General features: G+C 65.5%; 25 protein-coding genes. 17 read left to right on the top strand and 8 right to left on the bottom strand.

What is annotated here, in order from left to right; genetic code table 11:
- Positions 1-149 precede the first annotated feature (149 nt).
- Entirely contained in the window at positions 150-2570 is a 2421-nt protein-coding gene (locus tag FEZ61_RS20635; RefSeq protein WP_017641028.1) for a penicillin-binding protein 1A, read from the top strand.
- A 53-nt stretch (positions 2571-2623) separates the two neighbouring features.
- Here FEZ61_RS20635 and FEZ61_RS20640 read toward each other — a convergent pair whose 3' ends face one another.
- The 3 genes from FEZ61_RS20640 to rpmE form a co-directional block, all read right to left on the bottom strand.
- Positions 2624-3892 (bottom strand): malic enzyme-like NAD(P)-binding protein, encoded by a 1269-nt coding sequence (locus tag FEZ61_RS20640; RefSeq protein ID WP_173150273.1) that lies wholly within the window; start codon positions 3890-3892, stop codon positions 2624-2626.
- A gap of 112 nt (positions 3893-4004) precedes the next feature.
- Positions 4005-4832 (bottom strand): thermonuclease family protein, encoded by an 828-nt coding sequence (locus tag FEZ61_RS20645; protein WP_242455209.1) that lies wholly within the window; start codon positions 4830-4832, stop codon positions 4005-4007.
- Positions 4832-5047 (bottom strand): 50S ribosomal protein L31, encoded by a 216-nt coding sequence (gene rpmE, locus FEZ61_RS20650; RefSeq protein ID WP_007161618.1) that lies wholly within the window; start codon positions 5045-5047, stop codon positions 4832-4834. The genes FEZ61_RS20645 and rpmE overlap by 1 nt, the downstream gene beginning before the upstream one ends.
- A 157-nt stretch (positions 5048-5204) precedes the next feature.
- On the opposite strand from rpmE, the gene FEZ61_RS20655 reads away from it, so the two are divergent.
- The 6 genes from FEZ61_RS20655 (at position 5205) to FEZ61_RS20680 (ending at position 12757) form a co-directional block, all read left to right on the top strand.
- Complete coding sequence (locus tag FEZ61_RS20655) at positions 5205-7418, top strand: primosomal protein N' (RefSeq protein WP_173150275.1); 2214 nt, start codon at positions 5205-5207, stop codon at positions 7416-7418.
- Positions 7419-7514: 96 nt separating this feature from the next.
- On the top strand, positions 7515-9272 hold the full coding sequence (gene argS / locus FEZ61_RS20660; protein WP_173150277.1) for an arginine--tRNA ligase: 1758 nt from the start codon (positions 7515-7517) through the stop codon (positions 9270-9272).
- Positions 9273-9287: 15 nt separating this feature from the next.
- Positions 9288-10025, top strand: coding sequence for an SPOR domain-containing protein (locus tag FEZ61_RS20665; protein WP_173150385.1), 738 nt, complete (start codon positions 9288-9290; stop codon positions 10023-10025).
- 230 nt (positions 10026-10255) lie between these two features.
- Complete coding sequence (hslV, locus tag FEZ61_RS20670) at positions 10256-10789, top strand: ATP-dependent protease subunit HslV (protein WP_017641034.1); 534 nt, start codon at positions 10256-10258, stop codon at positions 10787-10789.
- Between the two features lie 19 nt (positions 10790-10808).
- Positions 10809-12158 carry an ATP-dependent protease ATPase subunit HslU gene (gene hslU, locus FEZ61_RS20675; RefSeq protein ID WP_068384945.1) on the top strand — a complete coding sequence of 450 codons (1350 nt, stop codon included), beginning with the start codon at positions 10809-10811 and terminating at the stop codon, positions 12156-12158.
- A gap of 227 nt (positions 12159-12385) precedes the next feature.
- Entirely contained in the window at positions 12386-12757 is a 372-nt protein-coding gene (locus FEZ61_RS20680) for a DUF971 domain-containing protein (RefSeq protein WP_017641036.1), read from the top strand.
- Positions 12758-12764: 7 nt separating this feature from the next.
- Here the strand turns inward: FEZ61_RS20680 and FEZ61_RS20685 are convergent, their stop codons facing one another.
- Positions 12765-13043 (bottom strand): polyhydroxyalkanoic acid system family protein, encoded by a 279-nt coding sequence (locus tag FEZ61_RS20685; RefSeq protein ID WP_017641037.1) that lies wholly within the window; start codon positions 13041-13043, stop codon positions 12765-12767.
- Between the two features lie 151 nt (positions 13044-13194).
- Here FEZ61_RS20685 and ubiE point away from each other — a divergent pair, with 151 nt between their 5' ends.
- The 9 genes from ubiE (at position 13195) to FEZ61_RS20730 (ending at position 19360) form a co-directional block, all read left to right on the top strand.
- A complete protein-coding gene (gene ubiE / locus FEZ61_RS20690; RefSeq protein WP_017641038.1) occupies positions 13195-13965 on the top strand; it encodes a bifunctional demethylmenaquinone methyltransferase/2-methoxy-6-polyprenyl-1,4-benzoquinol methylase UbiE in 771 nt (256 codons plus the stop codon).
- Positions 13965-14600 (top strand): SCP2 sterol-binding domain-containing protein, encoded by a 636-nt coding sequence (locus FEZ61_RS20695; RefSeq protein WP_017641039.1) that lies wholly within the window; start codon positions 13965-13967, stop codon positions 14598-14600. Before ubiE ends, FEZ61_RS20695 begins: the two co-directional genes overlap by 1 nt.
- Positions 14597-16195: a ubiquinone biosynthesis regulatory protein kinase UbiB gene (gene ubiB / locus FEZ61_RS20700; protein WP_017641040.1), complete on the top strand. Its 1599-nt coding sequence runs from the start codon at positions 14597-14599 to the stop codon at positions 16193-16195. Before FEZ61_RS20695 ends, ubiB begins: the two co-directional genes overlap by 4 nt.
- 277 nt (positions 16196-16472) lie before the next feature.
- Positions 16473-16874, top strand: coding sequence for a phosphoribosyl-AMP cyclohydrolase (gene hisI, locus FEZ61_RS20705; RefSeq protein WP_093254229.1), 402 nt, complete (start codon positions 16473-16475; stop codon positions 16872-16874).
- Complete coding sequence (locus FEZ61_RS20710) at positions 16867-17199, top strand: phosphoribosyl-ATP diphosphatase (protein ID WP_007161606.1); 333 nt, start codon at positions 16867-16869, stop codon at positions 17197-17199. The genes hisI and FEZ61_RS20710 overlap by 8 nt, the downstream gene beginning before the upstream one ends.
- Before the next feature lie 27 nt (positions 17200-17226).
- Entirely contained in the window at positions 17227-17493 is a 267-nt protein-coding gene (locus tag FEZ61_RS20715; protein WP_064309273.1) for a twin-arginine translocase TatA/TatE family subunit, read from the top strand.
- Positions 17494-17502: 9 nt separating this feature from the next.
- Complete coding sequence (tatB, locus tag FEZ61_RS20720; protein WP_093254239.1) at positions 17503-17859, top strand: Sec-independent protein translocase protein TatB; 357 nt, start codon at positions 17503-17505, stop codon at positions 17857-17859.
- Positions 17856-18653: a twin-arginine translocase subunit TatC gene (tatC, locus tag FEZ61_RS20725; protein ID WP_173150279.1), complete on the top strand. Its 798-nt coding sequence runs from the start codon at positions 17856-17858 to the stop codon at positions 18651-18653. Before tatB ends, tatC begins: the two co-directional genes overlap by 4 nt.
- Positions 18650-19360 carry a 16S rRNA (uracil(1498)-N(3))-methyltransferase gene (locus tag FEZ61_RS20730; protein WP_173150281.1) on the top strand — a complete coding sequence of 237 codons (711 nt, stop codon included), beginning with the start codon at positions 18650-18652 and terminating at the stop codon, positions 19358-19360. The genes tatC and FEZ61_RS20730 overlap by 4 nt, the downstream gene beginning before the upstream one ends.
- Positions 19361-19443: 83 nt before the next feature.
- On the opposite strand, the gene mdoH is transcribed toward FEZ61_RS20730, so the two are convergent.
- The 4 genes from mdoH to pip all read right to left on the bottom strand — a co-directional run bounded on the left by mdoH (position 19444) and on the right by pip (position 25167).
- Positions 19444-22041, bottom strand: coding sequence for a glucans biosynthesis glucosyltransferase MdoH (mdoH, locus tag FEZ61_RS20735; protein WP_173150283.1), 2598 nt, complete (start codon positions 22039-22041; stop codon positions 19444-19446).
- The gene (locus FEZ61_RS20740) at positions 22034-23551 is read right to left on the bottom strand and encodes a glucan biosynthesis protein G (protein ID WP_173150387.1); all 1518 of its coding nucleotides are present in this window, start codon (positions 23549-23551) and stop codon (positions 22034-22036) included. Before FEZ61_RS20740 ends, mdoH begins: the two co-directional genes overlap by 8 nt.
- 216 nt (positions 23552-23767) lie before the next feature.
- Entirely contained in the window at positions 23768-24205 is a 438-nt protein-coding gene (gene dtd, locus FEZ61_RS20745) for a D-aminoacyl-tRNA deacylase (RefSeq protein ID WP_068384956.1), read from the bottom strand.
- Positions 24202-25167 (bottom strand): prolyl aminopeptidase, encoded by a 966-nt coding sequence (gene pip, locus FEZ61_RS20750; protein ID WP_068384959.1) that lies wholly within the window; start codon positions 25165-25167, stop codon positions 24202-24204. Before pip ends, dtd begins: the two co-directional genes overlap by 4 nt.
- Positions 25168-25299: 132 nt before the next feature.
- Here pip and FEZ61_RS20755 point away from each other — a divergent pair, with 132 nt between their 5' ends.
- Complete coding sequence (locus tag FEZ61_RS20755) at positions 25300-26103, top strand: hypothetical protein (protein ID WP_173150285.1); 804 nt, start codon at positions 25300-25302, stop codon at positions 26101-26103.
- Positions 26104-26108: the final 5 nt, after the last annotated feature.

A 26108-nucleotide genomic window follows, 5' to 3' on the forward strand; every position in this document is an offset into this window, starting at 1 on the left:
ACGGTGGTCTTCCGCGGACGGGCATTAGATAACAGACTTGACACCCGAGCAAATAGCGGCCAACCGCCAAACGCGCCTATAATGGCGACGCCGTGTAGGCTGACCGTCACCTGTCGCCCTTTCCTTCTTTCCATTCGAAAAGTCTCTTGATGCGTGTTCTGAAATTTTTCTGGTGGTCGTTGGTCGCCCTGGTCTGCAGCCTGTTGCTGGGTCTCAGCGGTGCCTTCCTCTACCTCAGCCCCAGCCTGCCCTCCATCGATGCCCTGCGTAACGTGCAACTGCAGATCCCTCTGCGGGTGTTCAGCGCGGACGGCAAACTCATCGCCGAATTCGGCGAAATGCGCCGCTCGCCGCTGCGTTTCAACGAGATACCGCCCGATTTCATCCATGCCCTGCTCTCCGCCGAGGATGACAACTTCGCCAATCACTATGGCGTGGATGTGAAAAGCCTGGCACGGGCAGTGAGCCAGCTGGTCAAGACCGGACACATCCAGACCGGTGGCAGCACCATCACCATGCAGGTCGCCAAGAACTACTTCCTGACCAGCGAGCGCAGCTTCTCGCGCAAATTCACCGAGATCCTCCTGGCGCTGCAAATCGAGCGCCAACTGACCAAGGACGAGATCCTCGAGCTCTATGTCAACAAGATCTACCTGGGCAACCGCGCCTACGGCATCGAGGCCGCCGCCCAGGTCTACTACGGCAAGTCCATCAAGGACCTGACCGTCGCTCAGATGGCGATGATCGCCGGTCTGCCCAAGGCGCCGTCGCGTTACAACCCGGTCGCTAATCCTGAGCGTAGCCTGGAAAGACGCAATTGGATTCTCGAACGCATGTTCAAGCTCGGTTATATCGATCAGGCGGCCTACCAGGCCGGCATCGCCGAGCCGCTCGAGGCCTATCATCACGTCGCCGTGCCTGAGCTCAACGCCCCCTACATCGCCGAGATGGCACGGGCGGAAATGGTCGGTCGCTATGGTGGCGATGCCTACACCGATGGCTACCAGGTCTACACCACCATCGACAGCCGGCTGCAGACGGATGCGTTCGAAGCCGTACGTGACGGCCTGACCGACTACGACCGCCGCCACGGCTATCGCGGCCCCGAGGCCCAGTGGCCCAATCGCAGCCGCGCCGAATGGACCGCGCTGATCCAGAAGCAGCGCATCGTCGGCGGTCAGGATCCGGCCCTGGTCACTCAGGTGGAAAAGAGCGGCATCCTGGTCCTGACCCGCGAGGGCAAGGAAGAGGCGGTCTCCTGGGACTCGATGAAATGGGCACGCCCCTACCTCAGCGCCAACAGCCTGGGGCCACGCCCGAACGGTCCGGCCGACGTGGTCAAGGTCGGCGACCTGATCCGGGTGCAGCGCCAGGACGATGGCAGCCTGAAGTTCTCGCAGATTCCCAAGGCGCAGAGCGCCCTGGTATCGCTTGATCCCCAGGATGGCGCCATCCGCGCCCTGATCGGTGGTTTCTCCTTCGAGCAGAGCAACTACAATCGCGCGACCCAGGCCCGGCGCCAGCCCGGTTCCAGCTTCAAGCCGTTCATCTACAGCGCGGCGCTGGAGAAGGGCTTTACCGCCGCCAGCCTGGTCAACGATGCGCCCATCGTCTTCATGGACGAGAATCCCGACGAAGCCTGGCGGCCAAAGAACGACAACAACACCTTCCTCGGCCCAATCCGTCTGCGCGAGGCTCTCTATCGCTCGCGCAACCTGGTGTCCATCCGGGTGCTGCAGGCCATCGGCATCGACTATGCGCTGGATTACGTCAGTCGTTTCGGCTTCGAGCGCGACCAGTTGCCGCGCAACCTGTCGCTCGCCCTCGGCACCCCGGGCCTGACGCCGCTGGAAGTGGCCACCGGCTGGTCGGTGTTCGCCAACGAGGGCTACAAGGTGACACCCTACGTGGTCGATCACGTGACCGATCGCGACGGCAAGGTGGTCTATCGCATGGCTGCGCCACGGGTGCCCCAGCAGGCGCAGGCCACGACCGCGCCGGGCGTCGAGGTCACGCCGGCGGCCGACACCGCCGCCGCCGACCCGGCCAATCCGGCGCCGGTGTTCGCCCCCCAGGTCATCGATCCGCGCAACGCCTTCATCATGAACAGCATGCTGCAGGACGTGATCAAGCGCGGCACCGGCCGCAAGGCGCTGGAACTGGGCCGCAACGACCTGGCCGGCAAGACCGGCACCACCAACGAATCCAAGGACACCTGGTTCTCCGGCTACAACGGCGACTACGTGACCACGGTCTGGGCCGGCTTCGACCAACCCGAGACCCTGGGCCGCCAGGAATTCGGCGGTACCGTGGCCCTGCCGATCTGGATGAGCTACATGGGCGCCGCGCTCAAGGACAAGCCACCGCATCAGCTCAAGGAACCGGACGGCATCGTCTCCATCCGTGTCGATCCCACCACGGGTCGCGCCGCGCCGCCCGGCACGCCTAACGCCTACTTCGAGCTGTTCAAGAGCGAGGACACCCCGCCGAGCCTGGACGAACTGCCGCCCGGCGTGGCGCCCGGCACGCCGCTGCCCTCCAGCGAAAACGTGCCCATGGACATCTTCTGATCTCCAGCCAATAAAAAACCCCGCCGTGGCGGGGTTTTTTATTGCTTCGGGCCTTACTTGGCGAAGACGTCATCCACCGACTTCAGCGGATAGTTCGCCGGATAGGGCAGCGTGGCCACGCTGGTCTCGATGGCGGCCTTGGCCACGGCATCGGATACCAGGGTGATCAGACGGGCATCCATGGGCTTGGGAATGATGTACTCACGACCGAAGCTCAGGCTGTCGACGTTGTAGGCGGCGCAGACTTCCTTGGGCACCGGCAGCTTGGCCAGATCACGCAAGGCCAAGGCGGCGGCGATCTTCATCTCTTCGTTGATGACCCGGGCGCGGACGTCCAGGGCACCACGGAAGATGAAGGGGAAGCCCAGCACGTTGTTGACCTGATTCGGATAGTCGGAACGACCGGTCGCCATGATCACGTCGTCGCGAGTGGCGTGGGCCAGCTCGGGGGTGATTTCCGGATCCGGGTTGGAGCAGGCGAAGACGATGGGGTTGGCCGCCATGCGCTTGAGGCCTTCGGCCGACAGCAGGTTGGGGCCGGACAGACCGACGAAGACGTCAGCGCCTTCGAGGGCGTCGTCCAGGGTGCGCTTGCTGGTCTCGGTGGCGAAGGCCGCCTTGTACTGGTTCAGGTCGTTGCGGCCGCTGTGGACCACGCCCTGACGGTCGATCATGTAGATGTTCTCGACCTTGGCGCCCATGCTGGCCAGCAGGCGCATGCAGGAGATGGCGGCGGCACCGGCACCCAGGCAGACGATCTTGGCGTCTTCCAGGCGCTTGCCGGCGATTTCCAGGGCGTTGAGCATGCCGGCGGCGGTGACGATGGCGGTGCCGTGCTGGTCATCGTGGAAGACCGGGATGTCGCACTGTTCGATCAGGGCGCGCTCGATCTCGAAGCACTCGGGCGCCTTGATGTCTTCCAGGTTGATGCCGCCGAAGGTGATGGAGATGCGCTTGACGGTGTCGATGAAGGCCTGGGGGGTCTCGGCGTCCACCTCGATGTCGAAGACGTCCACACCGGCGAAGCGCTTGAACAGCACGCCCTTGCCTTCCATCACCGGCTTGGAGGCCAGCGGGCCGAGGTTGCCCAGGCCGAGGATGGCGGTACCGTCGGAGATCACGGCGACCAGGTTGCCTTTGCCGGTGTAGCGGTAGGCCAGTTCGGGATCGCGGCCGATCTCGCGGACCGGTTCGGCGACGCCGGGGCTGTAGGCCAGGGACAGGTCACGAGCGGTCGCGGTGGGCTTGGTCAGCTCGACGCTGAGTTTGCCGGGACGCGGCTGAGCATGGTATTCGAGGGCGGCGGTTTTGAGATCAGACATTATTGGTATATCCGCGTGGTGTGGGTCTTGGGTCGGGCGAGAATACGCAAAGACTCAAGGTGCCACAAGCAATCGGCCATATGCCTGAAATCAATCGCAATACGACTTTCGGCTAAAACGATTCAACCCGCAAACCCAGCATGTGCGGATCGCTCAGGGTCAGCTGCCAGCGTGCCCGCCCCGCTTCCTGGCGACGGCTGCGATCGACGATCCAGCCCCGTGCCTCGAGCTGGCGCCCGATCCATTGCTGCAGTGGCAGCTCAGCGAAGGCATCCACAAAGCGATTCGGCACATTGACCACCAGATCGCTGTCGAACTGCAGCCAGAGTCCGCCCCGGTTGCGTTCGATCCCCTGTAGGCGCCCCTGCACCACGGCGAAACCACTCTCCTGGATATGCGTGGCGGAAAGGGTGGGGTCCTTTTTCCAAACACCGAGTCGAGCCTTGCGCGCCGCGCCTTCCGCCGCGACCTGACAGCCGGCCAGTCGGGTATTGGGCGCGATGGCCACCGCGTAGCCGAGACCCTCGGCGATCAACTGGGCTTCGAGATTGCGGCCCTGGCGGTCATAGAGATGGGCCAGGGTACGACCGTAGTGATCGGTCGCCTCGCGACCCGGGACCAGGCGCAGGCGGTCGTCACTGGCGTCCACCAGTGCCTGCAGGCGTCGACGTGCATCCTCGGCATAGGGCTGCGCCGTGCCGCCGGACCTGCCCAGCTCCGGTGCGTTGATGCCGATCAGGCGCACGGAGCGACCATCGACCAGGCGCAGGGTATCGCCGTCCACCACCTGCCGCACCTCGACCTCCTGGCCGCCCGGCAGCAAGGGGCACGCCGCGGCCAGGGCCAGCGGCGCAATTGCCAGGGTAGAAACGAAGAAGGCGCCCCAGAGGGACGCCTTTTTCAGTGTCGAACCATGCGGAGATGGTCGACGGCAGCGCATTACTTGCTGCTGCCGAACACGCCGAAGCGCTGCTTGAAGCGATCAATACGGCCGCCAGCGTCCAGGACCTTCTGCTTGCCGGTGTAGAACGGGTGGCATTCGGAGCAGACGTCCAGGTGAATGTTCTTGCTCAGGGTCGAGCGGGTCTTGATGACGTTGCCACAGCTGCAGGTGGCTTCGATGGCATCGTACTGCGGATGGATATCAGCTTTCATGGAACTATCCTCGGGGTCTAGCTGTGCCGCCACCCGGCGCCATTGCCGGATACCGCACAGATTTGGGCTGTAAATCATACCAGAGCGGATAGGAGGCGCAAGCAGCCCCCTCACCGCCTGTCTGCTACCATCGGGCTTTACGTCTGTGAGCCCTGCCGTGCCCCTGATCCTGCGCCTGGCGCTGCCTTCCCCCCTGCGCCGCCTGTTCGACTATCTGCCGCCCAAGGGCGCGGTGGAGGAGCAGTTGCGCCCCGGTGTGCGACTGCGGGTGCCCTTCGGTCGCCGTGAGGTGGTCGGGGTGCTGATCGAGGTGGCCCAGGAAACCGAGGTGCCGCCGGACAAGCTGCGCAAGGCCCTGCAACTGCTCGACGAGCGCCCGCCGCTGCCCAGCGCCCTGTTCGAACTCTGCCAGTGGTCCGCCCAGTACTATCAGCACAGCCTCGGCGACACCCTGAGCTGGGCACTTCCTGCCCTTTTGCGTCAGGGGGAGCCGGCCGAGCGCCGGCTGCAGCGTTTCTGGATCGCCCAGCCCGATGCCCGCCCGGAAGATCCACGCCTGGCCCGGGCGCCGCGCCAGCGCGAGGCGCTCAAGACCCTGCGCCAGCATCCCCATGGCGTGCTGCACGAATTGCTCGGCCAGCTCGGCCTGGTCAAGGACAGTCTCGACCTCCTCCAGGCCAAGGGCCTGGTCAAGGTGGAGACCCGCTATCACCAGCCGACCCGGCACCAGGGCTCCTGGCTCGCCCAGGCCGAATTGCCGCTCAACGGCGAGCAGCGCCTGGCCTACGAAGCGGTCCGCGCCGGCAGCGGCTTCCACTGCTATCTGCTGGAAGGTGTGACCGGCAGCGGCAAGACCGAGGTCTATCTGCAGCTGATCCGCGCCACCCTGGAAGCGGGACGCCAGGCGCTGCTCTTGATTCCCGAGATCAACCTGGGCCCCCAGACCCTGGGCCGCTTCGAGCAGCGCTTCAATGCGCGCATCGCCCTGCTGCACTCGGCGCTGACCGATCGCGAGCGGATGGACATCTGGCTGGCCGCTCGCGATGGCGAACTGGATATCGTGGTGGGCACCCGCTCGGCGCTGTTCACCCCGCTCAAGTACCCCGGGCTGATCATCGTCGACGAAGAACACGACGCCTCCTATAAACAGCAGGAAGGCCTCAGGTACCACGCCCGTGACCTGGCCGTGGTCCGCGCACGCTTCGAGCATCTACCGGTGGTGCTGGGCTCGGCCACTCCCTCGTTGGAGAGCCTGCACAACGCCGATCAGGGGCGCTATGCCCACCTGCGCCTGTCACTGCGCGCCGGCGGTGCCCAGCCGCCACGCTTCGAGCGCCTGGACGTGCGCAGTCGCCCGCTCGACAGCGGTCTGTCCCAGCCACTGCTCAAGGCCATGGGCGCGACCCTGGAGCGCGGCCAGCAGGTGCTGGTGTTCCTCAATCGACGGGGCTTCGCCCCTACCCTGCTCTGCCACGACTGCGGTTGGCTGGCCCAGTGCCCGCGCTGCGATGCGCGCATGACCTACCACCGCGGTTCCGGTGAGCTGCGCTGCCATCATTGTGATCACCGCCAGGCGCCGCCGCGTCATTGCCCTTCCTGCGGCAAGCTCGACCTGCGCCCGGTGGGCGCCGGCACGGAGCGCGCCGAGGAACGCCTGCAGCTGCTCTTCCCGGACATCCCGGTGCTGCGCATCGACCGCGACACCACCGCGCGCAAGGACGCCCTGGGCAAGCTCTTGCGCACCATTCATAGCGGGGTGCCCTGCATCCTGGTCGGCACCCAGATGCTCGCCAAGGGGCACCACTTTCCCAAGGTGACCCTGGTGGCCGTGCTGGACGCTGACAGTGGGCTGTTTTCCGCCGACTTCCGCGCCAGCGAGCGCATGGCGCAGCAGATCGTCCAGGTCGCCGGGCGCGCCGGGCGCGCCGAGGAACCGGGCCAGGTGCTGATCCAGACCCACCTGGCCGATCATCCGCTGATGGTGCAGCTGGCCGAGGAAGGCTATCCGGCCTTTGCCCGCCAGGCGCTGCAGGAGCGCCGCGCCGCCGGTCTGCCGCCCTTCGCCTATCTGGCGCTGCTGCGCGCCGATGCCCATCGCCAGGATCAGGTGGAGAATTTTCTCGAAGCGGCCTATCACGTCGCCGAAGGCCTGGCGGTCAATCTCGCCCTGCCCCAGGTGGAGTTGCTCGGCCCGGTACCGGCGCCCATGGAGCGGCGCGCCGGTCGCCATCGCGCCCAGCTGCTGCTGCAGAGCAGCAGCCGTGCGCCTCTGCACCGGCTGCTGGGCATCTGGGTGGCCCAACTGGAAAGCCTGCCGGAAGCGCGCCAGGTGCGCTGGTCCCTGGACGTCGATCCCATCGATCTGTTCTAGTGGCACTGGCTTACCATTGGCAAGGCCGGGCTCGCCACGGATAATGCCGGGTTTTCATCGCAGTGCGCGCCCGGCGCACGCCGAAGGCCAATGACCATGAAAGACAGCATCCGCCAGCTCATCCAGCACGCCCTCGACCGCCTGATCGCCGACGGCACCCTGCCGGCCGACGTGGCGCCGGCCATCCAGGTCGAGAACACCAAGGACAAGAGCCACGGCGACTTCGCCAGCAACGTCGCCCTGCTGCTGGCCAAGCCGGCCCGCGCCAAGCCCCGTGACCTGGCCGAGAAGCTGCTGGCCGCCCTGCCCGCCGATCCGGCGGTGAGCAAGGTGGAGATCGCCGGCCCCGGCTTTCTCAACTTCTTCCAAAATCACGCGCAACTGGCCGCGCGGCTGGATGCGGCCTTCGCCGATCCGCAACTGGGCGCGCCCACGCACGACCCACGCCAGCGCGTGGTGGTGGACCTCTCCTCGCCGAACCTGGCCAAGGAGATGCACGTCGGCCACCTGAGATCCACCATCATCGGCGACGCCGTGGCGCGGGTGCTGGAATTCCTCGGCGACGAGGTGATCCGCCAGAACCACGTCGGCGACTGGGGTACCCAGTTCGGCATGCTGCTGGCCTACATGGAAGAACAGCCCCAGGCCGCCGAAGGCGAGCTGGCCGACCTGGAGGTCTTCTACCGCGCGGCCAAGGGCCGCTTCGACGCCTCGCCGGAGTTCGCCGCGCGGGCCCGCGAGCTGGTAGTGGCGCTGCAGGCGGGCGATGCCCACTGCCTGCGCCTCTGGGAGCGCTTCAACGCCGTCTCCCTGTCCCACTGCCAGGAGGTCTATGACCGCCTCAACGTCAAGCTGACCCCAGCTGACGTCAAGGGCGAGAGCGCCTACAACGACGACCTGGCCCAGGTGGTCGCCGATCTGGAGGCCGCCGGACTGCTAACCGAAAGCGACGGCGCCCGTTGCGTCTTCCTCGACGAATTCAAGAACGCCGAGGGCAATCCGCTGCCGGTGATCGTACAGAAGGCCGGCGGTGGCTATCTCTATTCCACCACCGACCTGGCCGCCATGCGCTATCGCAGCCGCCAGCTGCAGGCCGATCGCGCGCTCTACTTCGTCGACCAGCGCCAGGCCCTGCACTTCCAGATGGCCTTCGAGGTCGCGCGCCGCGCCGGCTTCGTCGATCCGGCCATGCAACTCGAACACATGGGCTTCGGCACCATGAACGGCGCCGATGGCCGCCCCTTCAAGACCCGTGATGGCGGCACCGTCAAGCTGGTCGACCTGCTCGACGAAGCCGAAGAGCGTGCCTACCAACTGGTCAAGGAGCGCAATGCCGGACGCGCCGAGCGTGGCGAGACACCCTTCAGCGAAGACGAACTGCGCCACATCGGCCGCGTGGTGGGTATCGCCTCGGTCAAGTACGCCGACCTGTCCAAGCACCGCACCAGCGACTACAGCTTCAACTTCGAGCAGATGCTCAGCTTCGAGGGCAACACCGCGCCCTACCTGCTGTACGCCTACACCCGGGTCGCCAGCGTGCTGCGCAAGGCCGGGCAGAGCGAGCCCACCGGCCGCATCCGCCTGGACGCCCCGCAGGAGCAGGACCTGGGCGGCCGCCTGGCGCAATTCGGCGAGATCCTCGCCAGCGTCGCCGACAAGGGCACCCCGCACCTGCTGTGCAGCTACCTCTATGACCTGGCCGGGCTGTTCTCCAGCTTCTACGAGAACTGCCCGATCCTGACCGCCGAGGACCCCGAATTGCGCCAGAGCCGCCTGCGGCTGGCCGCGCTCACCGGACACACCCTCAAGCAGGGCCTGGAACTGCTCGGTCTGCATACCCTGGAACGCATGTAAGAGACGGATCACCGCCTGATGGCCAAGAAAGCCCCACCCAAGCGCGGCGCCAGTCGCAATACCTCGGCCCCCAAGAAACAGCCCCTGCCCGGCTGGGTCTGGCTCGCGTCGGGTCTGGCCATCGGCGCCTTCGTCGTGTTCCTGATGAAGCTCGAACCGGGCAACAAGGCGGTGCAGCGCGCCAAGCCGGAAGAAGGCCGCCCAGCGGCCGCGGCGGGCAACGGCAAGGCGTCGACTGCTACCGGCAAGACCGAAGGCACGCCGCCCACGCCGATCAAGCCCAAGTACGACTTCTATACCCTGCTGCCCGAATCCGAGGTGATCGTGCCGCCGGACGCCGTGCCGCGCACGCCGGCCGCCAAGCCGACCACCCCGGCCAAACCGGATGCCGCGGCGACCCCGGCGCAGCCCGGCCAGCCGACCACCGCGACGCCGACCACGCCAGGCACCGCTCCGGGCCAGCCCGCTGCGACGCCGCCCAAGGAAGCCACCACCAAGGCCCAGCCGCCGGTGACCCTGTTCTTCCTCCAGGCCGGCTCCTTCCGTACCCAGGCCGATGCCGACCGCGTCCGCGCCCAGATCATCATGCTCGGCCAGGACGTGCGGGTGGAGTCGGGCAAGGTCAAGGACGACACCTGGTACCGAGTGCTGGTAGGTCCCTACAGCGATCGTGATCAGCTGACCCAGGCGCAGAAACAACTCGCCGGCAGCGGCTTCAAGAATCTGTTGCTGCAGCAACGCCGCGGTCACTGAAACCGGTCCACGGCCGGTTGCACGTCGGCCAGACGGTGTGAAAAGACCTCTGGAATGCCTATAACTCCGGGTCCTCAGGTTTTTTCGCCTGGTCTGGCGCTAGCTCGCCAGGCCGTGAACCGGCTCTCGCCCGGCGAATCCCCTCGCCGTGATGCTTGAAGGGCGCCGCGGCCATCCCCATATCTCCGCGTAACCGGGGCCGATGCCCCAAGCAACGCGGAGAGATTCCCTTGACCACCATCGTTTCTGTACGCCGCAACGGCAAGGTCGTGATCGGCGGCGACGGCCAGGTTTCCCTGGGCAACACCGTCATGAAAGGCAATGCCAAGAAAGTCCGGCGGCTGTACCGGGGCGAGGTGCTGGCCGGTTTCGCTGGCGGTACCGCCGACGCCTTTACCCTCTTCGAGCGCTTCGAGGCGCAACTCGAAAAGCACCAGGGTCATCTGGTCCGCGCCGCCGTCGAGCTTGCCAAGGACTGGCGCACCGACCGTGCCCTGCGCCGCCTGGAAGCCATGCTGGCAGTCGCCAACAAGGACGCCTCCCTGATCATCACCGGCAACGGCGACGTGGTGGAACCCGAAGAAGGCCTGATCGCCATGGGCTCCGGTGGCGCCTATGCCCAGGCCGCCGCCCGCGCCCTGCTCATGCATACCGACCTCAGTGCCCGCGAGATCGCCGAGACCTCGCTGAATATCGCCGGTGACATCTGCGTGTTCACCAACCGCAACCTGACCATCGAGGAGCTGGACGCGCCCCAGGCGTGATCCGGTTTAGAGACTGCCCATGTCCATGACCCCCCGCGAGATCGTCCACGAACTCAACCGCCACATCATCGGCCAGGACGACGCCAAGCGCGCCGTGGCCATCGCCCTGCGCAACCGCTGGCGGCGCATGCAGCTGCCCGTCGAGCTGCGCCCCGAGGTCACGCCCAAGAACATCCTGATGATAGGCCCCACGGGTGTGGGCAAGACCGAGATCGCCCGGCGTCTGGCCAAGCTGGCCAACGCCCCCTTCCTCAAGGTGGAAGCCACCAAGTTCACCGAGGTCGGCTATGTCGGCCGCGACGTCGAGTCCATCATCCGTGACCTGGCCGATGCCGCGGTGAAGATGCTGCGTGAACAGGAAATGGTGCGTAACCGCCATCGCGCCGAAGATGCCGCCGAAGAGCGCATCCTCGATGCCCTGCTGCCGCCGGCGCGGCCTTCGGTGGGCTTCAGCAACGAACCCCAGCCGACCGCCACCGATAGCAACACCCGTCAGCTGTTCCGCAAGCGCCTGCGCGAAGGCCAGCTGGACGACAAGGAAATCGACATCGAGGTGGCCGATGCCCCCGCTGGCGTCGAGATCATGACGCCGCCCGGCATGGAGGAGATGACCAGCCAGCTGCAGAATCTCTTCGCCGGCATGCACAAGGGCAAGACCAAGCAGCGCAAGCTCAAGGTCAAGGAAGCGCTCAAGCTGGTGCGCGACGAAGAAGCCGCGCGCCTGGTCAACGAGGAAGAACTCAAGGGCCGCGCCCTGGAAGCCGTCGAGCAGCACGGCATCGTCTTCATCGACGAGATCGACAAGGTCGCCAAGCGTGGCAACACCAGCGGTGCCGATGTTTCCCGCGAAGGGGTGCAGCGTGACCTGCTGCCGCTGATCGAGGGCTGCACCGTCAACACCAAACTGGGCATGGTCAAGACCGACCACATCCTGTTCATCGCCTCGGGTGCCTTCCACCTGTCCAAGCCCAGCGATCTGGTACCGGAGCTGCAGGGTCGTCTGCCGATTCGCGTCGAACTCAAGGCGCTGACCCCGCAGGACTTCGAGCGCATCCTCACCGAGCCCCATGCCTCCCTCACCGAGCAGTATCGCGAACTGCTCAAGACCGAGGGGCTGCTGGTGGAATTCGCCGCCGACGGCATCACCCGCATCGCCGAGATCGCCTGGCAGGTCAACGAGAAGACCGAGAACATCGGTGCCCGCCGCCTGCATACCCTGCTGGAGCGCCTGCTGGAAGAGGTGTCCTTCAGCGCCGCCGATCTCGCCGGCCAGCAGAATGGCGAACCCATCGTCATCGACGCGGCCTATGTGAACGGCCATCTGGGCGAACTGGCCCAGGACGAAGACCTGTCGCGCTATATACTGTGACGGCAGGCCTGATGCCTGGTTGACGCGGCCATGGCTGCAACAGACCGTAGGTTGGGTTGAGACAGCTCTATCGTCGAAGCCCAACGTTGCCTGCGCCCTGAACCCATGGTGGGCTTCGCTGCGCTCAACCCAACCTACAGCGGTTGCTAAGAGCGGCCACATCGGCGGACCGTCAGGGCCGCGTTGGCCTCAAGCAAAGACTGAATCGCCGCCCAGAGAACCTCAGCATGCGTACCCCTACCGCCATCCAGCTCCACAAGGCCTCCAAGATCCTCAGCGTCAGCTATGGCGCGGAAACCTTCGAGCTGCCCGCCGAATTCCTGCGGGTGCATTCGCCCTCGGCCGAGGTCCAGGGACACGGCAATCCGGTATTGCAGTGGGGCAAGCAGCAGGTCGGCATCACCGCCGTGGAACCAGCGGGGCGCTACGCCATCAAGCTGACCTTCGACGACGGCCACGACAGCGGCCTGTTCAGCTGGGACTATCTCTATGAACTGGGCAGTCGTCGCGACCAGCTCTGGGCCGACTACCTGGAGCAGCTGGCCCGCGCCGGCAAGACGCGGGATCCGCACGTCAGCGCGGTCAAGCTGATGCTCTAGCGCTGGCTCAGGCCGCCAGGGCCTTGTCCAGCTTGCGCTCGATTTCCTTTTCGATCTGGCCACTGAGCATCGAGAACATCATGCCCAGGGTCGCAAGTACCCGCACCCGGTCTTCACCGACCTCGATCCGCCCGTCTACGCCGCTGCGCGTGAATGTCAGGGTATCGCCTTCCCAGGCGCAGGCCACCCCATAGTCGCGCGTGAGTTTTTCCGCCAGCTGGTCGGCTTTCTGGCGAGCGCCTTCCAGGCCGAGCGAATGGCTGCGTTCGATGGTGATCTGGGACATCGGGGAACTCCGGATAAGGGGCCCTGACTATAGCGAGGGCCCGCCACGTCGCCAATCGCGAGAACCGAGCGGTCAGCCCCCGTTTTAGCCGGACATCCCGGGCGATCGGCCTGCTAGAATGCCCTCTTGTCCCTGTCCCAGGTGTAGCCCCATGAGCGATCCGCGCAAAGGCCCCGAGGCCGAATCCCAGACCCACTTCGGCTACCAGAGCGTCCCGGAGAGCCAGAAGGCTTACAAGGTCGCGGAGGTCTTCCATTCGGTGGCGGCCAAGTACGATGTGATGAACGACCTGATGTCGGCGGGCATCCACCGGCTGTGGAAGAGATTCACCATCGAACTGTCCGGCGTGCGCCGCGGCAACCGCGTACTGGACATCGCTGGCGGCACCGGCGACCTGACCAAGCAGTTCGCCCGTCTGGTCGGCCCCACCGGCGAGGTGGTCCTGGCCGACATCAATGACTCCATGCTACGGGTCGGCCGCGATCGCCTGCTCGACGAAGGCGTCGCCAGCAATGTGCGCTTCGTCCAGGCGGATGCCGAGAAGCTACCCTTCCCCGACAACCATTTCGACTGCATCACCATCGCCTTCGGCCTGCGCAACGTCACCCACAAGGACCAGGCCCTGGCCTCGATGCTGCGCGTGCTCAAACCCGGTGGCCGGCTGCTGGTGCTGGAATTCTCCAAGCCCACCAACCCGCTGGTGTCCAAGGCCTATGACGCCTACTCCTTCGGCTTCCTGCCGCTGATGGGCAAGCTGGTGGCCGGCGATGCCGAGAGCTACCGCTACCTGGCCGAATCGATCCGCATGCACCCCGATCAGCAGACCCTCAAGGCCATGATGGAAGAGACCGGCTTCGCCCGGGTCACCTTCCATAACATGACCGGCGGCGTGGTCGCCCTGCATCGCGGCATCAAGCCCTGATGGCCCTCGTCACCCAGGCGTTGCTGGCCGCACTGGAGCGTGGCCTGAATCCGCTGCTGGCGCTCGATCCGGTGGCCTTGCCGCGCCTGGCCGGCCTGACCGGACGGGTGATCGCGGTCCAGACCCGGCAACCGGCGCTACGCCTGTACATCCTGCCCGCGGGTGACGGCCTGCACTTCGCCGCCCATCACGAGGGCGACATCGACTGCACCCTGAGCGCCCCGGCGACGCGCCTCGCTGAACTGGCTCTGGCCCGCGACAAGCAACGCGTGCTGCACCAGCCGGACGTGCGCCTGGAGGGCGACAGCGCCCTGCTGATCGAACTGTCCGACATCCTGCAGAAGCTGGAGCTGGACTGGCAGCACGAAGTCAGTCGCTGGCTCGGCCCGCTGCCAGCCGCACTCCTGGGTGATCTGGCCCGACGCAGCCAGGCACTCGGCGAACAGACGCGTGACAGTCTGCAGCTGACGCTGTCCAACTGGCTGAACGAGGAGAGTCGTCAGCTGGTCGGCCGCCTGGAAGGCGAGGCCCGCTTCGCCGAGATCGATGCCCTGCGCCTGGACGTGGATCGTCTCGACGCCCGCCTCGCCCGCCTGGGCACCGCCCGCAACGCCAGGGATAACCCCGACGAATGAAGCTGTTCGCTGCCCTCAACCGCCTGTTGCGGATCTTCTTCGTGGTGATCCGCTATCGGCTGGACGACATCGTCTACGCCCTGCCGCTGCCCTGGTACCTGCGCGCCACCCGCTACGTGCTGCCCTGGCGCTGGCTGCCGCGGCCGAGCAAGACCCTGCCGCGCGGTGCCCGCCTGCGCCTGGCGCTGGAAGGTCTGGGCCCAGTGTTCGTCAAGTTCGGCCAGATCCTCTCCACCCGGCGCGATCTCATGCCCGAGGATATCGCCGACGAACTGATGTTCCTGCAGGACAAGGTCCCGCCCTTTCCGCCGGAAAAGGCCGTGGCGCTCATCGAGTCCCAGCTTGGCGTACCCATCAAGCAGGCCTTCGCCCGCTTCGATCACCAGCCGCTGGCCTCGGCCTCGGTGGCCCAGGTCCATGCCGCCCAGTTGCGCACCGGCGAGGAAGTGGTGGTCAAGGTGGTGCGGCCCGGGTTGAAGAACATCATCAGCCAGGACATCGCCTGGCTGTTCCTGCTGGCGCGCACCGCTGAAAAGCTCTCCGCCGAAGCCCGCCGCCTGCATCCGATGGACGTGGTCAGCGACTACGAGAAGACCATCTACGACGAACTGGACCTCCTGCGCGAGGCGGCCAACTCCAGCCAGCTCAGACGCAATTTCGAGGGTTCCGAGCGCCTCTACGTGCCCCAGGTGTACTGGGACTGGTGCCGCGAGCGGGTGCTGGTCATGGAGCGCATCTACGGCATCCCGGTGACCGATCTGGCCGCCCTGCGCGACCAGGGCACGGACTTCAAGCTGCTGGCCGAGCGCGGCGTGGAGATCTTCTTCACCCAGGTGTTCCGCGACAGCTTCTTTCACGCCGACATGCACCCGGGCAACATCTTCGTCAGCACCGCCAAGCCCTGGGATCCGCTCTACATCGCCGTGGACTGCGGCATCATCGGCAGCCTGACCCCTGAGGACCAGGACTACCTGGCGCGCAACCTCTGGGCCTTCTTCCAGCGCGACTACCGCAAGGTCGCCCAGCTGCACATCGACTCCGGCTGGGTACCGGCCAACACCCAGGTCAACGAACTGGAAGCGGCCATCCGCACCGTTTGCGAGCCGATCTTCGAGAAGCCGCTCAAGGACATCTCCTTCGGCCAGCTGCTGCTGCGGCTGTTCCAGGTGGCGCGCCGTTTCAACATGGAGATCCAGCCGCAACTGGTGCTGCTGCAGAAGACCCTGCTCAACATCGAAGGGCTGGGTCGCCAGCTCTATCCGGACCTGGACCTCTGGTCCACCGCCAAGCCCTATCTGGAAAAGTGGATGCGCAAGCGGCTGAGTCCGCCGCAGGTCGCCCGCAACATCCAGCAGCAACTGGAACAGATCCCGCATCTGGCGCAGATGGCCCGCGATACCCTGGAACGCATCACCCAGCCGCATCGCAAGGATCCACCCAACCCCTGGGGCAGACGCAACGACGACTGGATCGTGCGGGTCATCGGCGCGGTCCTGCTGGTCGGTGCCGCCCAATTGGGCCTCGAACCCCAGCCACATGCCTGGCCCGCCTGGGCCATGCTGGTCGGTGGCCTGGTTCTGGTGATCAGGCGCTGAACTCCTTAAGCTGTAACCGTCCTGTCATTTTTATCGGGCGAAATACACGCCCTCAGCCACTGGTGCCCTGCCGCTGTATTCGAGTTGCGTCTTATGCGAGGCTAGGGCCTGTTTGAAAAGTCGCCGAGCGAAGGTCAGGCAAGGCAAAAATCCGTGAGGAAGCGGAGTTTACGAACGGTAAATGAGCATTCCGAACGGATTTTTAACGCCGCATGACCGAGCGCAGGCATTTTTCGGACAGAGCCAAGTACCCTAATTCGTAGTATTGAACAGACTCATGAGCGACTGGTTAGACGAGATCCACTGGAACAGCGACGGCCTGGTACCGGCCATTGCCCAGGACCCCACCTCGGGGCGCATCCTGATGATGGCCTGGATGAACCGCGAATCCCTGGCCCTGACCGCCGCCGAAGGCCGTGCGGTCTACTGGTCGCGCTCGCGCAATCGCCTCTGGCGCAAGGGCGAGGAATCCGGTCACGTGCAGCGCGTCATCGAATTGCGCCTGGACTGCGACGCCGATGTGGTGGTGCTGCAGGTGGAGCAACTGGGTGGCATCGCCTGCCACACCGGCCGGGAAAGCTGTTTCTATCGCGTGCTGCGCGATGGCCAGTGGGCAACCGTCGACCCGGTGATCAAGGATCCCCAAGCCATCTATGCAGGAGGGCACGGCCATGACTGACACCCTTGCGCGCCTGGCGCAGGTGCTGGAAGAACGCAAGCAGGCCGCTCCGGACTCCTCCTATGTGGCCAGCCTCTATCACAAGGGCCTGAACAAGATCCTGGAAAAGGTCGGCGAAGAAAGCGTCGAGACCATTCTTGCCGCCAAGGACGCCGCCATCAGTCAGCAGTACGACGACGTCATCTACGAGACCGCCGACCTCTGGTTCCACAGCCTGATCATGCTCTCGGCCCTTGGCCAGCACCCCCAGGCCGTGCTGGACGAACTGGATCGTCGTTTCGGCCTCTCCGGGCACGCCGAAAAGGCCGCCCGCACTCAATCCTGACCCCAAGCTTCGCAACGAGGAAAGACCATGGGTATCTTCGACTGGAAACACTGGCTCGTCATCCTGCTCGTCGTGGTAATCGTCTTTGGCACCAAACGCCTGAAGCATCTGGGCTCCGACGTCGGCGAGGCCATCAAGGGCTTTCGCAAGGCCATGCACACCGACGAGGATGACAAGGCCGAACAGCCGGCGCCTACCGCCAGCACGGCCAACCCCAATGCCCCTCTGAATCGCCCCCAGACCTTCGATGCCGAGCACCGCAAGGTCGAAGAGCCGGTGGTGCGCAAGGACTAAGGCCCACCCATGTTCGGAATCAGCTTTCCCGAAATGATGCTGGTGGGGTTCGTCGCCTTGCTGGTGCTGGGTCCGGAACGCCTGCCAGGCGCGGCGCGCACCGCAGGCTTGTGGATCGGTCGGCTGCGGCGCAGCTTCAACAGCATCCGCCAGGAAGTGGAGCGCGAGATCGGCGCTGACGAAATTCGCCAGCAGCTGCGCAACGAGCATATCCTGTCCATGGAACAGCGCGACAACCGGCCCAAGCCTGCCGCTTCCACCCCGGAAGCCCAGACGCCGCCCGCTGCCGCTGCTCCGCCCATGCCCCAGGACGTGGTTGCCGAACGCCCGCAGGATCCGCCCCAGACGCCGCCAAGAGCACCATGAGCGACAAGCCTTCCGATCACGATGACCAGGAAATGCCCCTGGTCTCGCACCTCACCGAATTGCGCACCCGCATCCTCAGATGCGTGCTGGCGACCTTTCTGATCTTCCTCGGCCTGTTCTACTTCGCCCAGAAGATCTATGCCTTCGCCTCCGAGCCGATCCGCCGCGTCCTTCCTGAAGGCGCGACCATGATCTCCACGGACGTCACCTCCCCCTTCCTGGCGCCCTTCAAGCTGACCCTGGTGGTGTCGCTGTTCATCGCCATGCCGGTGATCCTGCACCAGGTCTGGGGCTTCGTCGCGCCCGGGCTCTATCGCCACGAGAAGAAGGTCGCCATCCCGCTGCTGATCTCCAGCATCGTGCTGTTCTACGCCGGCATGGCCTTCGCCTACTTCCTGGTGTTCCCGATCATCTTCCACTTCTTCAGCAGCATCACGCCGGAAGGCGCCATGATGATGCCGGATCTGAACGCCTATCTGGATTTCATCCTGACGCTGTTCTTCGCCTTTGGCGTGGCCTTCGAGATCCCGGTGGCCACCGTGCTGCTGATCTGGATCGGCGTGGTCGACGTGGCCTATCTGAAGAAGATCCGTCCCTACGTCATCATCGGCTGCTTCGTGGTCGGCATGATCCTGACCCCGCCGGACGTCTTCTCCCAGACCATGCTGGCCGTGCCCATGTGGCTGCTGTTCGAGATCGGCCTGCTGTTCGGCCGCTTCGTGCAAAAGCGCGAGCGCCCGCTGGCCGACGAAGACGCTGCCGCCGAAGCCCAGCCGCCCGCCGAACGTCCGTGAATCTGATCCTGCTCAAAGCGGCCGACTTCACGGCCGCTGACCGGGTCGTGCTGCGCGATCCGCGCCGTCTCGCCCATCTGCGCGAGGTCCACCAGGCGGCTGCCGGCGACCGGATGCGCGTCGGCCTGCTGGATGGCCTGATGGGTACCGGCCAGATCGAGTCCCTCGACGCCAGCCAGGCCTGCCTGACCGTCACCCTCGACCAGCCACCGCCGGCCAAGCTGCCGCTCACCCTGTTGCTGGCCCTGCCCCGTCCCAAGATGCTGCGGCGGGTGCTGCAGACCGTGTCCGCCATGGGCGTTGCACGCCTGGTGCTGCTGAACAGCTACCGGGTGGAAAAGAGCTTCTGGCAGACCCCATTTCTGGAGCCTGCGGCCATCCAGGAGCAACTGCGCCTGGGACTGGAGCAGGCGCGGGACACGGTGCTGCCGGAGGTGCTGATCGAAAAGCGCTTCAAGCCCTTCGTCGAGGATCACCTGCCCGCGCTCGCCGCCGGCACCCGCGGCCTGGTCGGTCATCCGGGCAACTACCCGGCCTGCCCGCGCGCCCTCAGCGAGCCCGTGACGCTGGCGATCGGTCCCGAGGGTGGCTGGATACCCTATGAGGTCGAAAAGCTGCAGGAAGCGGGCCTGGCGCCCGTACAGCTCGGTGAGCGCATCCTGCGCGTCGAGAACGCCGTACCTGCCCTCCTCGCCCGCCTGTTCTAGCCCGCCTGTTCTGGCCGATCAGGGACAAGAAAAAGCCCCAGCGTCTCGCGACACCGGGGCTTTTCTATGCGCGGAGCGCCGCCTCAGGAGGCGGGCCGCGGGGTCAGACTGGCCGGGCTGGCTGCGGCATCCGCGGCCGAGTCGCTGTGGGAGCGTGGCCGCAGGGTGGCGTAGGCTTCCCGCCAGTTGCGGTGCTCTTCGGCCTTCCAGACCTGCAGGTGCAGTTGCGCCATGCCGTCCGGATCGCTGAGCAGACGCCACTGGTCGTCGCCCTTGGTCTTCTCGGGACCGGCGGCCAGGACCCGGGCCACCCGCTCTTCGCGCAGCCGGCGTGCCGGCTCCACCACCTTGCCGTGGCGACCGCGGGCCATGCCGATGGCCAGGGCATTGAGTACCGGATCGACGGTGGCGCGCAGGAAGCCCTTGGTCAGGGCGTTGCGGTTGTTCAGGTGCAGGTACTCGTCGGTCGCCACCAGCTCGCGCGGCGGTGCGTACTCTTCCGGGATCAGGAACAGGTGATGGCGACGACTGCCCAGACCCAGGTTGGTCCGGCTGGAAATCACCGACACCGGTGCCGACAGGATCAGCGACACCACGATGGGCGACAGCCACCAGAGGAAACGCGGATCCAGCCAGGCCACGCCGGCGGTCCAGATCAGACCAAGCAGCATCTGCGAACCATGGCGGCGGAACGCTTCGCTCCAGGGCGTGTCGTTGTCGTCCCGCTGGGGCGAATTCCACTGCACCGACCAGCCCAGGAAGGCGGCGGTCACGAACACCGTGTGGAACAGCATCCGCACCGGTGCCAGCAGCACCGAGAAGAGCATCTCCAGCATCATGGAAAGGAACAGCCGCAGACCGCCACCGAATTCCTTGGCACCCTTGGCGATGATCAGCACCACGCTGAGCAGCTTGGGCAGGAACAGCAGGATCAGGGTGGTGGAGAACAGCGCGATGGCCTGCTCCGGATGCCACTGGGGCCAGACCGGGAACAGCTGGCGGGGCTGGAAGAAGTACTGGGGCTCCAGCAACTTGTGGATCGCCAAGAGCGCCGTGGACAGCACCAGGAAAAGGAACCACAGCGGCGCCGACAGGTAGGACATCACCCCGGTCAGGAACACCGCGCGGTGTACCGGGTGCATCCCCTTGACCAGGAACAGCCGGAAGTTCATCAGGTTGCCATGGCACCAGCGACGGTCACGCTTGAGTTCGTCCAGCAGGTTGGGCGGCAGTTCTTCGTAGCTGCCCGGCAGATCGTAGGCGATCCACACGCCCCAGCCGGAACGGCGCATCAGCGCGGCTTCGACGAAGTCGTGGGAGAGAATCGCGCCGGCGAAGGAGCCCGTGCCTGGCAACGGAGCCAGAGCACAATGGTCGATGAACGGCTTGACCCGGATGATCGCGTTGTGACCCCAGTAGTGAGATTCACCCAGCTGCCAGAAATGCAGGCCGGCGGTGAACAGCGGTCCGTACACCCGGGTGGCGAACTGCTGCAGGCGCGCGTACAGGGTATCCATGCCGGACGCCTTGGGCGCGGTCTGGATGATGCCGGCACGGGGATTGGCTTCCATCAGCCGGACCAGACTGGCCAGGCACTCGCCGCTCATCACGCTGTCGGCGTCGAGCACCACCATGTACTTGTATTGGCTGCCCCAGCGACGGCAGAAGTCGTCGATGTTGCCGCTCTTGCGCTTCACCCGACGCCGACGGCGGCGATAGAAGATGTGGCCGAAGCCACCGACCTCGCGGCACAGCTCCAGCCAGGCCTTCTCTTCGGCCACGCACTTGTCCGGATCGTTGCTGTCGCTGAGGATGAAGAAGTCGAAGTGCTCCAGCTCGCCATTGGCACGGACCGACTCGTAGGTGGCTCTCAGACCGGCGAAGACCCGCGGAACGTCTTCGTTGGCGATGGGCATCACCAGGGCGGTACGCGACTGGGGATCAATCGGCTCGGTACCGGTGGAGCTGGCCGAGATGCTGTACTTGTCGCGCCCGCTGAGCAGTTGCCAGAAGCCCATCAGGGCGGTCCAGAAACCGGCGGACACCCAGCAGAACAGCAAGGCGAAGAGCAGCAGGATGCTGGTCTGCACCACATAGGGCAGCACCTGGCGAATGGATTCGCCCCAGCCCTGACTGTAGATCTCGCTGAGATCGACCAGCGCCCAGCCCTGATAGGGCAGCACGGCCTTCATGTACCAGGTGGCGATGCCGGTCTGTACCAGCATCAGGATCAGCAGGATGAAGCGCCGGAAGGACCCTACCTTGCGCCAGTGCGCATGGGCATCGGCTTCCGGATCGGGTTGCCAGCGACTGTGGTCCTTGCGGCCGAGCAGGCGCTTCCAGCTCCGCGCCACGGGATTGGTGCGCCAGGGATCGGGCACCATCATGGAGCGGGTCATGGGCGGGGTGGCCTTGATGAACACCCGACCCTGGGCATCGCTGCCCAGCAGCTCGCCATCGTCCAGGGTATCGTCCCAACCGGCGGCCAGGCGTGCCTCGGTGGAAGCGATCACCGCGTCGGCGCCCTGGGCACCTTCGCCGCGGGCACCGGCCAGTTGCCGGTGCAGCGACTCGACGTCAGCGGTCTGGTCCAGCACCTGCCGTTGCCCGGCGGGCAACGGCAGGTGTTCGAGGTAGTCGCCAGCAGCGGCGACCGAGGTATCGCGGGTGGTGTTATTCATTGGCAGGTAGCTGGTAAGTCCAGGTTTCGCTGAGCGGTTTGTCACCCTGGGCGAGGTTGGCGCGCATTTCCACCGGCTTGGTCTGATCCTTGACCTTGAGTCTCAGGGTCAGGCGATAGCCTTTGGTAACCGGGTTGTAGCGCACAGAGTTCTCGACCAGTTCACCGTTGGCGTCCAGGCTGACCTGGGAGCCGACCTGCGAATCCTCGGGCAGATCGTCGAGATTCGGCCCTTCGAAGTCGATGATGTAGGCCAGGCTGCCATCGGTCTGGCGCACCAGGTTGGATTGACGCACGTCGCCGGTGGACAGGCGGGTCTGGGCGACCCAGGCCAGGTCCTTGGTGTGCAGGTTGGGTTCGTCGGTGGTGAAGTGCAGGCGATAGCTGACATCGATCGGCTGGCCCTTCTCCGGCAGGGTATCCGGCGTCCAGAAGGCCACGATGTTGTCGTTGGTCTCGTCCGGGGTGGGGATTTCCACCAGCTCGACGTGCCCCTTGCCCCAGTCGCCCTTGGGCTCTACCCAGCCGCTGGGACGCTTGTCATAACGCTCGTCCAGGTCCTGGTACTTGTAGAACTCGTGACCCCGCTGCAGCAGACCGAAACCGCGCGGATTCTCGATGGTGTAGGTGCTGACCGACAGCCGGCGCGGATTGTTCAGCGGGCGCCACAGCCACTCGCCGTTGCCGGCATGGATGGCCAGGCCGTTGGAGTCGTGCAGGGCCGGACGATAGTTGACCTGGGCGCTCGGCTGGTTGGGGCCGAACAGGTACATGCTGGTCAGCGGCGCGATGCCGAGCTTGTTGACGTTGTCGCGCAGGAACACCTTGGCTTCGACGTCGACGGTGCTGTCCTTGCCAGGCGTCAGCACGAAGCGATAGGCACCGGTGGCCCGCGGCGAATCGAGCAGTGCATAGATCACCAGGTTGCGACGATCCGACTGGGGCTGTTCGACCCAGAACTCGGTGAAGCGCGGGAATTCCTCGCCGGACGGCAGGGCGGTGTCGATGGCCAGACCACGAGCGGACAGGCCATAGACCTGGTTCTTGCCGATCACGCGGAAATAGCTGGCGCCGAGCATGGTCATCAGCTCGTCATGCTTGTCCGCCTTGTTCAGCGGATAGAGCACCTTGAATCCGGCGAAGCCGAGATCCTTGAGCTGGGCCTGATCGATCTGCAGATTGCCGAAGTTGAACATCGAGGGATCGTATTTAATCTCTTCGACGTTGTTGGCGGTGACCTCGTTGATCTTCACCGGCACGCTGTAGTGCATGCCCTCGTGATAGAAATTCAGCCGGAAGGGCGTCTTGGCATCCTTCCAGTAGGCCTTGTCCTGATTGAAGGTGATCTGCTGATAATCGGCATACTTCATGCCGCTGAAGGATGCGGGCAGGTTGCTCTTGGGCGCGACGAATTTCTGGCCGGAGAGTTCTTTGGCTTTGGCGGCCACGTCGTCCAGGCTGAAGGCCAGGGCCTGGGCACTGAAGAGACCCAGTGCAACGGAGAGCCCGATCAGGGCGAAGCCCTGCTTGCCCGGCTTAACTTTGGAATGAGATAACACGCAGCCTCCTAAATCAGCGTACGAATACGTTCGGCGACCGGTGGTCGCGAAACGGATAGGCAGAGGTCCGACTCCCGCAAGGGTCAATGATTCCCCAGTTGGACGACCGTTCAAACTCGAACTGCGCAATCATAGACACTTGGCAGGGCGCTGTAAGGGGCGCCCTCACTAAATCGACAATAAAAATGTCACCGGTCCGTCGTTGACCAGGGAAACCTGCATATCGGCGCCGAAACGACCGGTCTGGACCTCGGGATGCAGGTCACGGGCGAGGCTCACCAGGTGATCGAACAGCCGTTCGCCCTGAGCCGGCGGTGCGGCGGTGGAAAAGCTCGGCCGCCGCCCGCTACGGGTATCGGCGGCCAGGGTGAACTGCGAGACCAGCAGCAGCCCGCCGCCGACGTCCTGCAGGGACAGATTCATGCGCTGCTCGCCGTCGGCGAACACCCGGTACTCCAGCAGGCGCTTGAGCATCCGGGCACAGGCGGCCTCGTCATCCGCCGGCTCGATGCCGACCAGGACCAGCAGGCCCGGGCCGATGGCGCCGACCGTATCTCCCGCCACCTCGACGCTGGCGCGAGCGACCCGTTGCAGCAACGCCTTCACTCGGCCTCCTGGGGCAGATCGAGCAGCTGGCGGGCGATTTGGTCGGTCGCCCGCACCAGGGCGTCACAGATACCGGGTTCGCTGGCCGCATGTCCGGCATCGCGGATGATCTGCAATTCGCTGCCGGGCCAGGCATGGTGCAGGGCCCAGGCATTGTCCAGGGGACAGACCATGTCATAGCGACCGTGCACGATCACCGCCGGGATATGGGCGATCCTGGGCATGTCGCGCAGGAGCTGGTCCGGTTCGAGAAAGGCGTCGTTGACGAAGTAGTGGCATTCGATACGGGCGATGGCCAGGGCGTGCTCGCTGAATTTCTCCAGCACGTCGGGATTGGGCCTCAGGGTCACGGTGCGGCCTTCCCAGCACGACCAGGCACGGGCGGCGGACATCTGCGCCAGCTCGTCCGGACCGGTCAGGCGCCGGTAGTAGGCCTGAATGAGATTGCCGCGTTCTTCCTCGGCGATGGGGTGCAGATAGTCCTGCCAGAAATCCGGAAAGAGCCGGCTGGCGCCATCCTGGTAGAACCAGTGCAGATCCACCGGACGACAGAGAAAGATGCCGCGCAGGATCATGGCACGGACCCGCTCGGGATGGCGCTGGGCATAGGCCAGCGCCAGGGTCGATCCCCAGGAGCCGCCGAACAGTACCCATTGCTCGATGCCCAGGTGCTCGCGCAGGCGCTCGATGTCCTCGACCAGGTGCCAGGTGCTGTTGTTTTCCAGGCTGGCATAGGGCGTGGAGCGACCGCAGCCACGCTGATCGAAGGTAACGATGCGGTAGAGATTGGGATCGAAGAAACGCCGGCTCAGGCGATCGCATCCGGAGCCGGGTCCGCCATGGATGAACAGCACCGGCAGACCGTCGGGCGAGCCACTCTCATCGACATAGAGCACATGGGGGGCTTCGACGGCCAGCTCGTGGCGGGCGTAAGGCTTGATTTCCGGGTACAGATTCAGCATGTCGCGCTCCGCGGGGCAGGGTCGGCCCCTTCATCATAGACCTGCACCTTACCGGGTTTCCACGCTGCCCGGGCTTGCCTCGCGTCCAGCGGCACCCGCACCATCGACGGCCAGTCGCCCAAGGAGATCGCCATGTCCCACGCCAAGCTGCAGTTGCTGCTGATCGATCCGCAAAACGATTTCTGCGACCTGCCGGGTGCGGCCCTGCCGGTACCCGGCGCGGTAGCCGGCCTGCAGCGCGTCGCCGCTCTGATCGAGCGCCTCGGGACTCGGCTCACCGCGGTGCATGTCACCCTGGATTCCCACCAGCCGCTGCACATCGCCCATCCGCACGGCTGGCAGGACGCCGCCGGGCAGCCACCGGCGCCCTTTACTCAGATCAGCGCGGACGAAGTGGCCGATGGTCGCTGGCAGACCCGCGAGCCGAGCGAGCGTGCCCGGGCGCTGGCCTATGTGCAGGCGCTGGAGGCTGGCGGTCGCTATCGCCTGGTAATCTGGCCGGAACACTGCCTGGTAGGCGGCTGGGGCCATGGGGTGCAGGAGGATGTCCACCAGGCGCTCAATGCCTGGGGCCGAGAGCAGGGGCGCCTAGTGGAGTTCATCGCCAAGGGCGGCAATCCCCATACCGAACACTATTCGGCCCTGCGCGCTGAGGTGCTGGACCCGGAGGACCCGGGCACCGCCGTGGACGCCGGGCTGATCGCCCGGCTACAGGCGGCTGACACTCTGTTAGTGGCGGGCGAGGCGCTGTCCCATTGCGTGGCCAGCACCCTACGCGACCTGCTGGAATTCTGGCCGGTGGAGCGGCGCCAGGACCTGGTGCTGTTGACCGACTGCAGTCATTCGGTGCCAGGCTTCGAAGCCCAGGGTGAAGCCTTCCTGGCCGAGATGCGCGCCGCCGGCATCCGCCTGGCGGCCTCGACGGACGAGTTCTAGCCCGT

Origin of the sequence: Pseudomonas sp. MS15a(2019), assembly GCF_013277805.1 — a bacterium.
In the GTDB taxonomy this organism is placed as follows: Bacteria; Pseudomonadota; Gammaproteobacteria; order Pseudomonadales; family Pseudomonadaceae; genus Chryseomonas; species Chryseomonas benzopyrenica.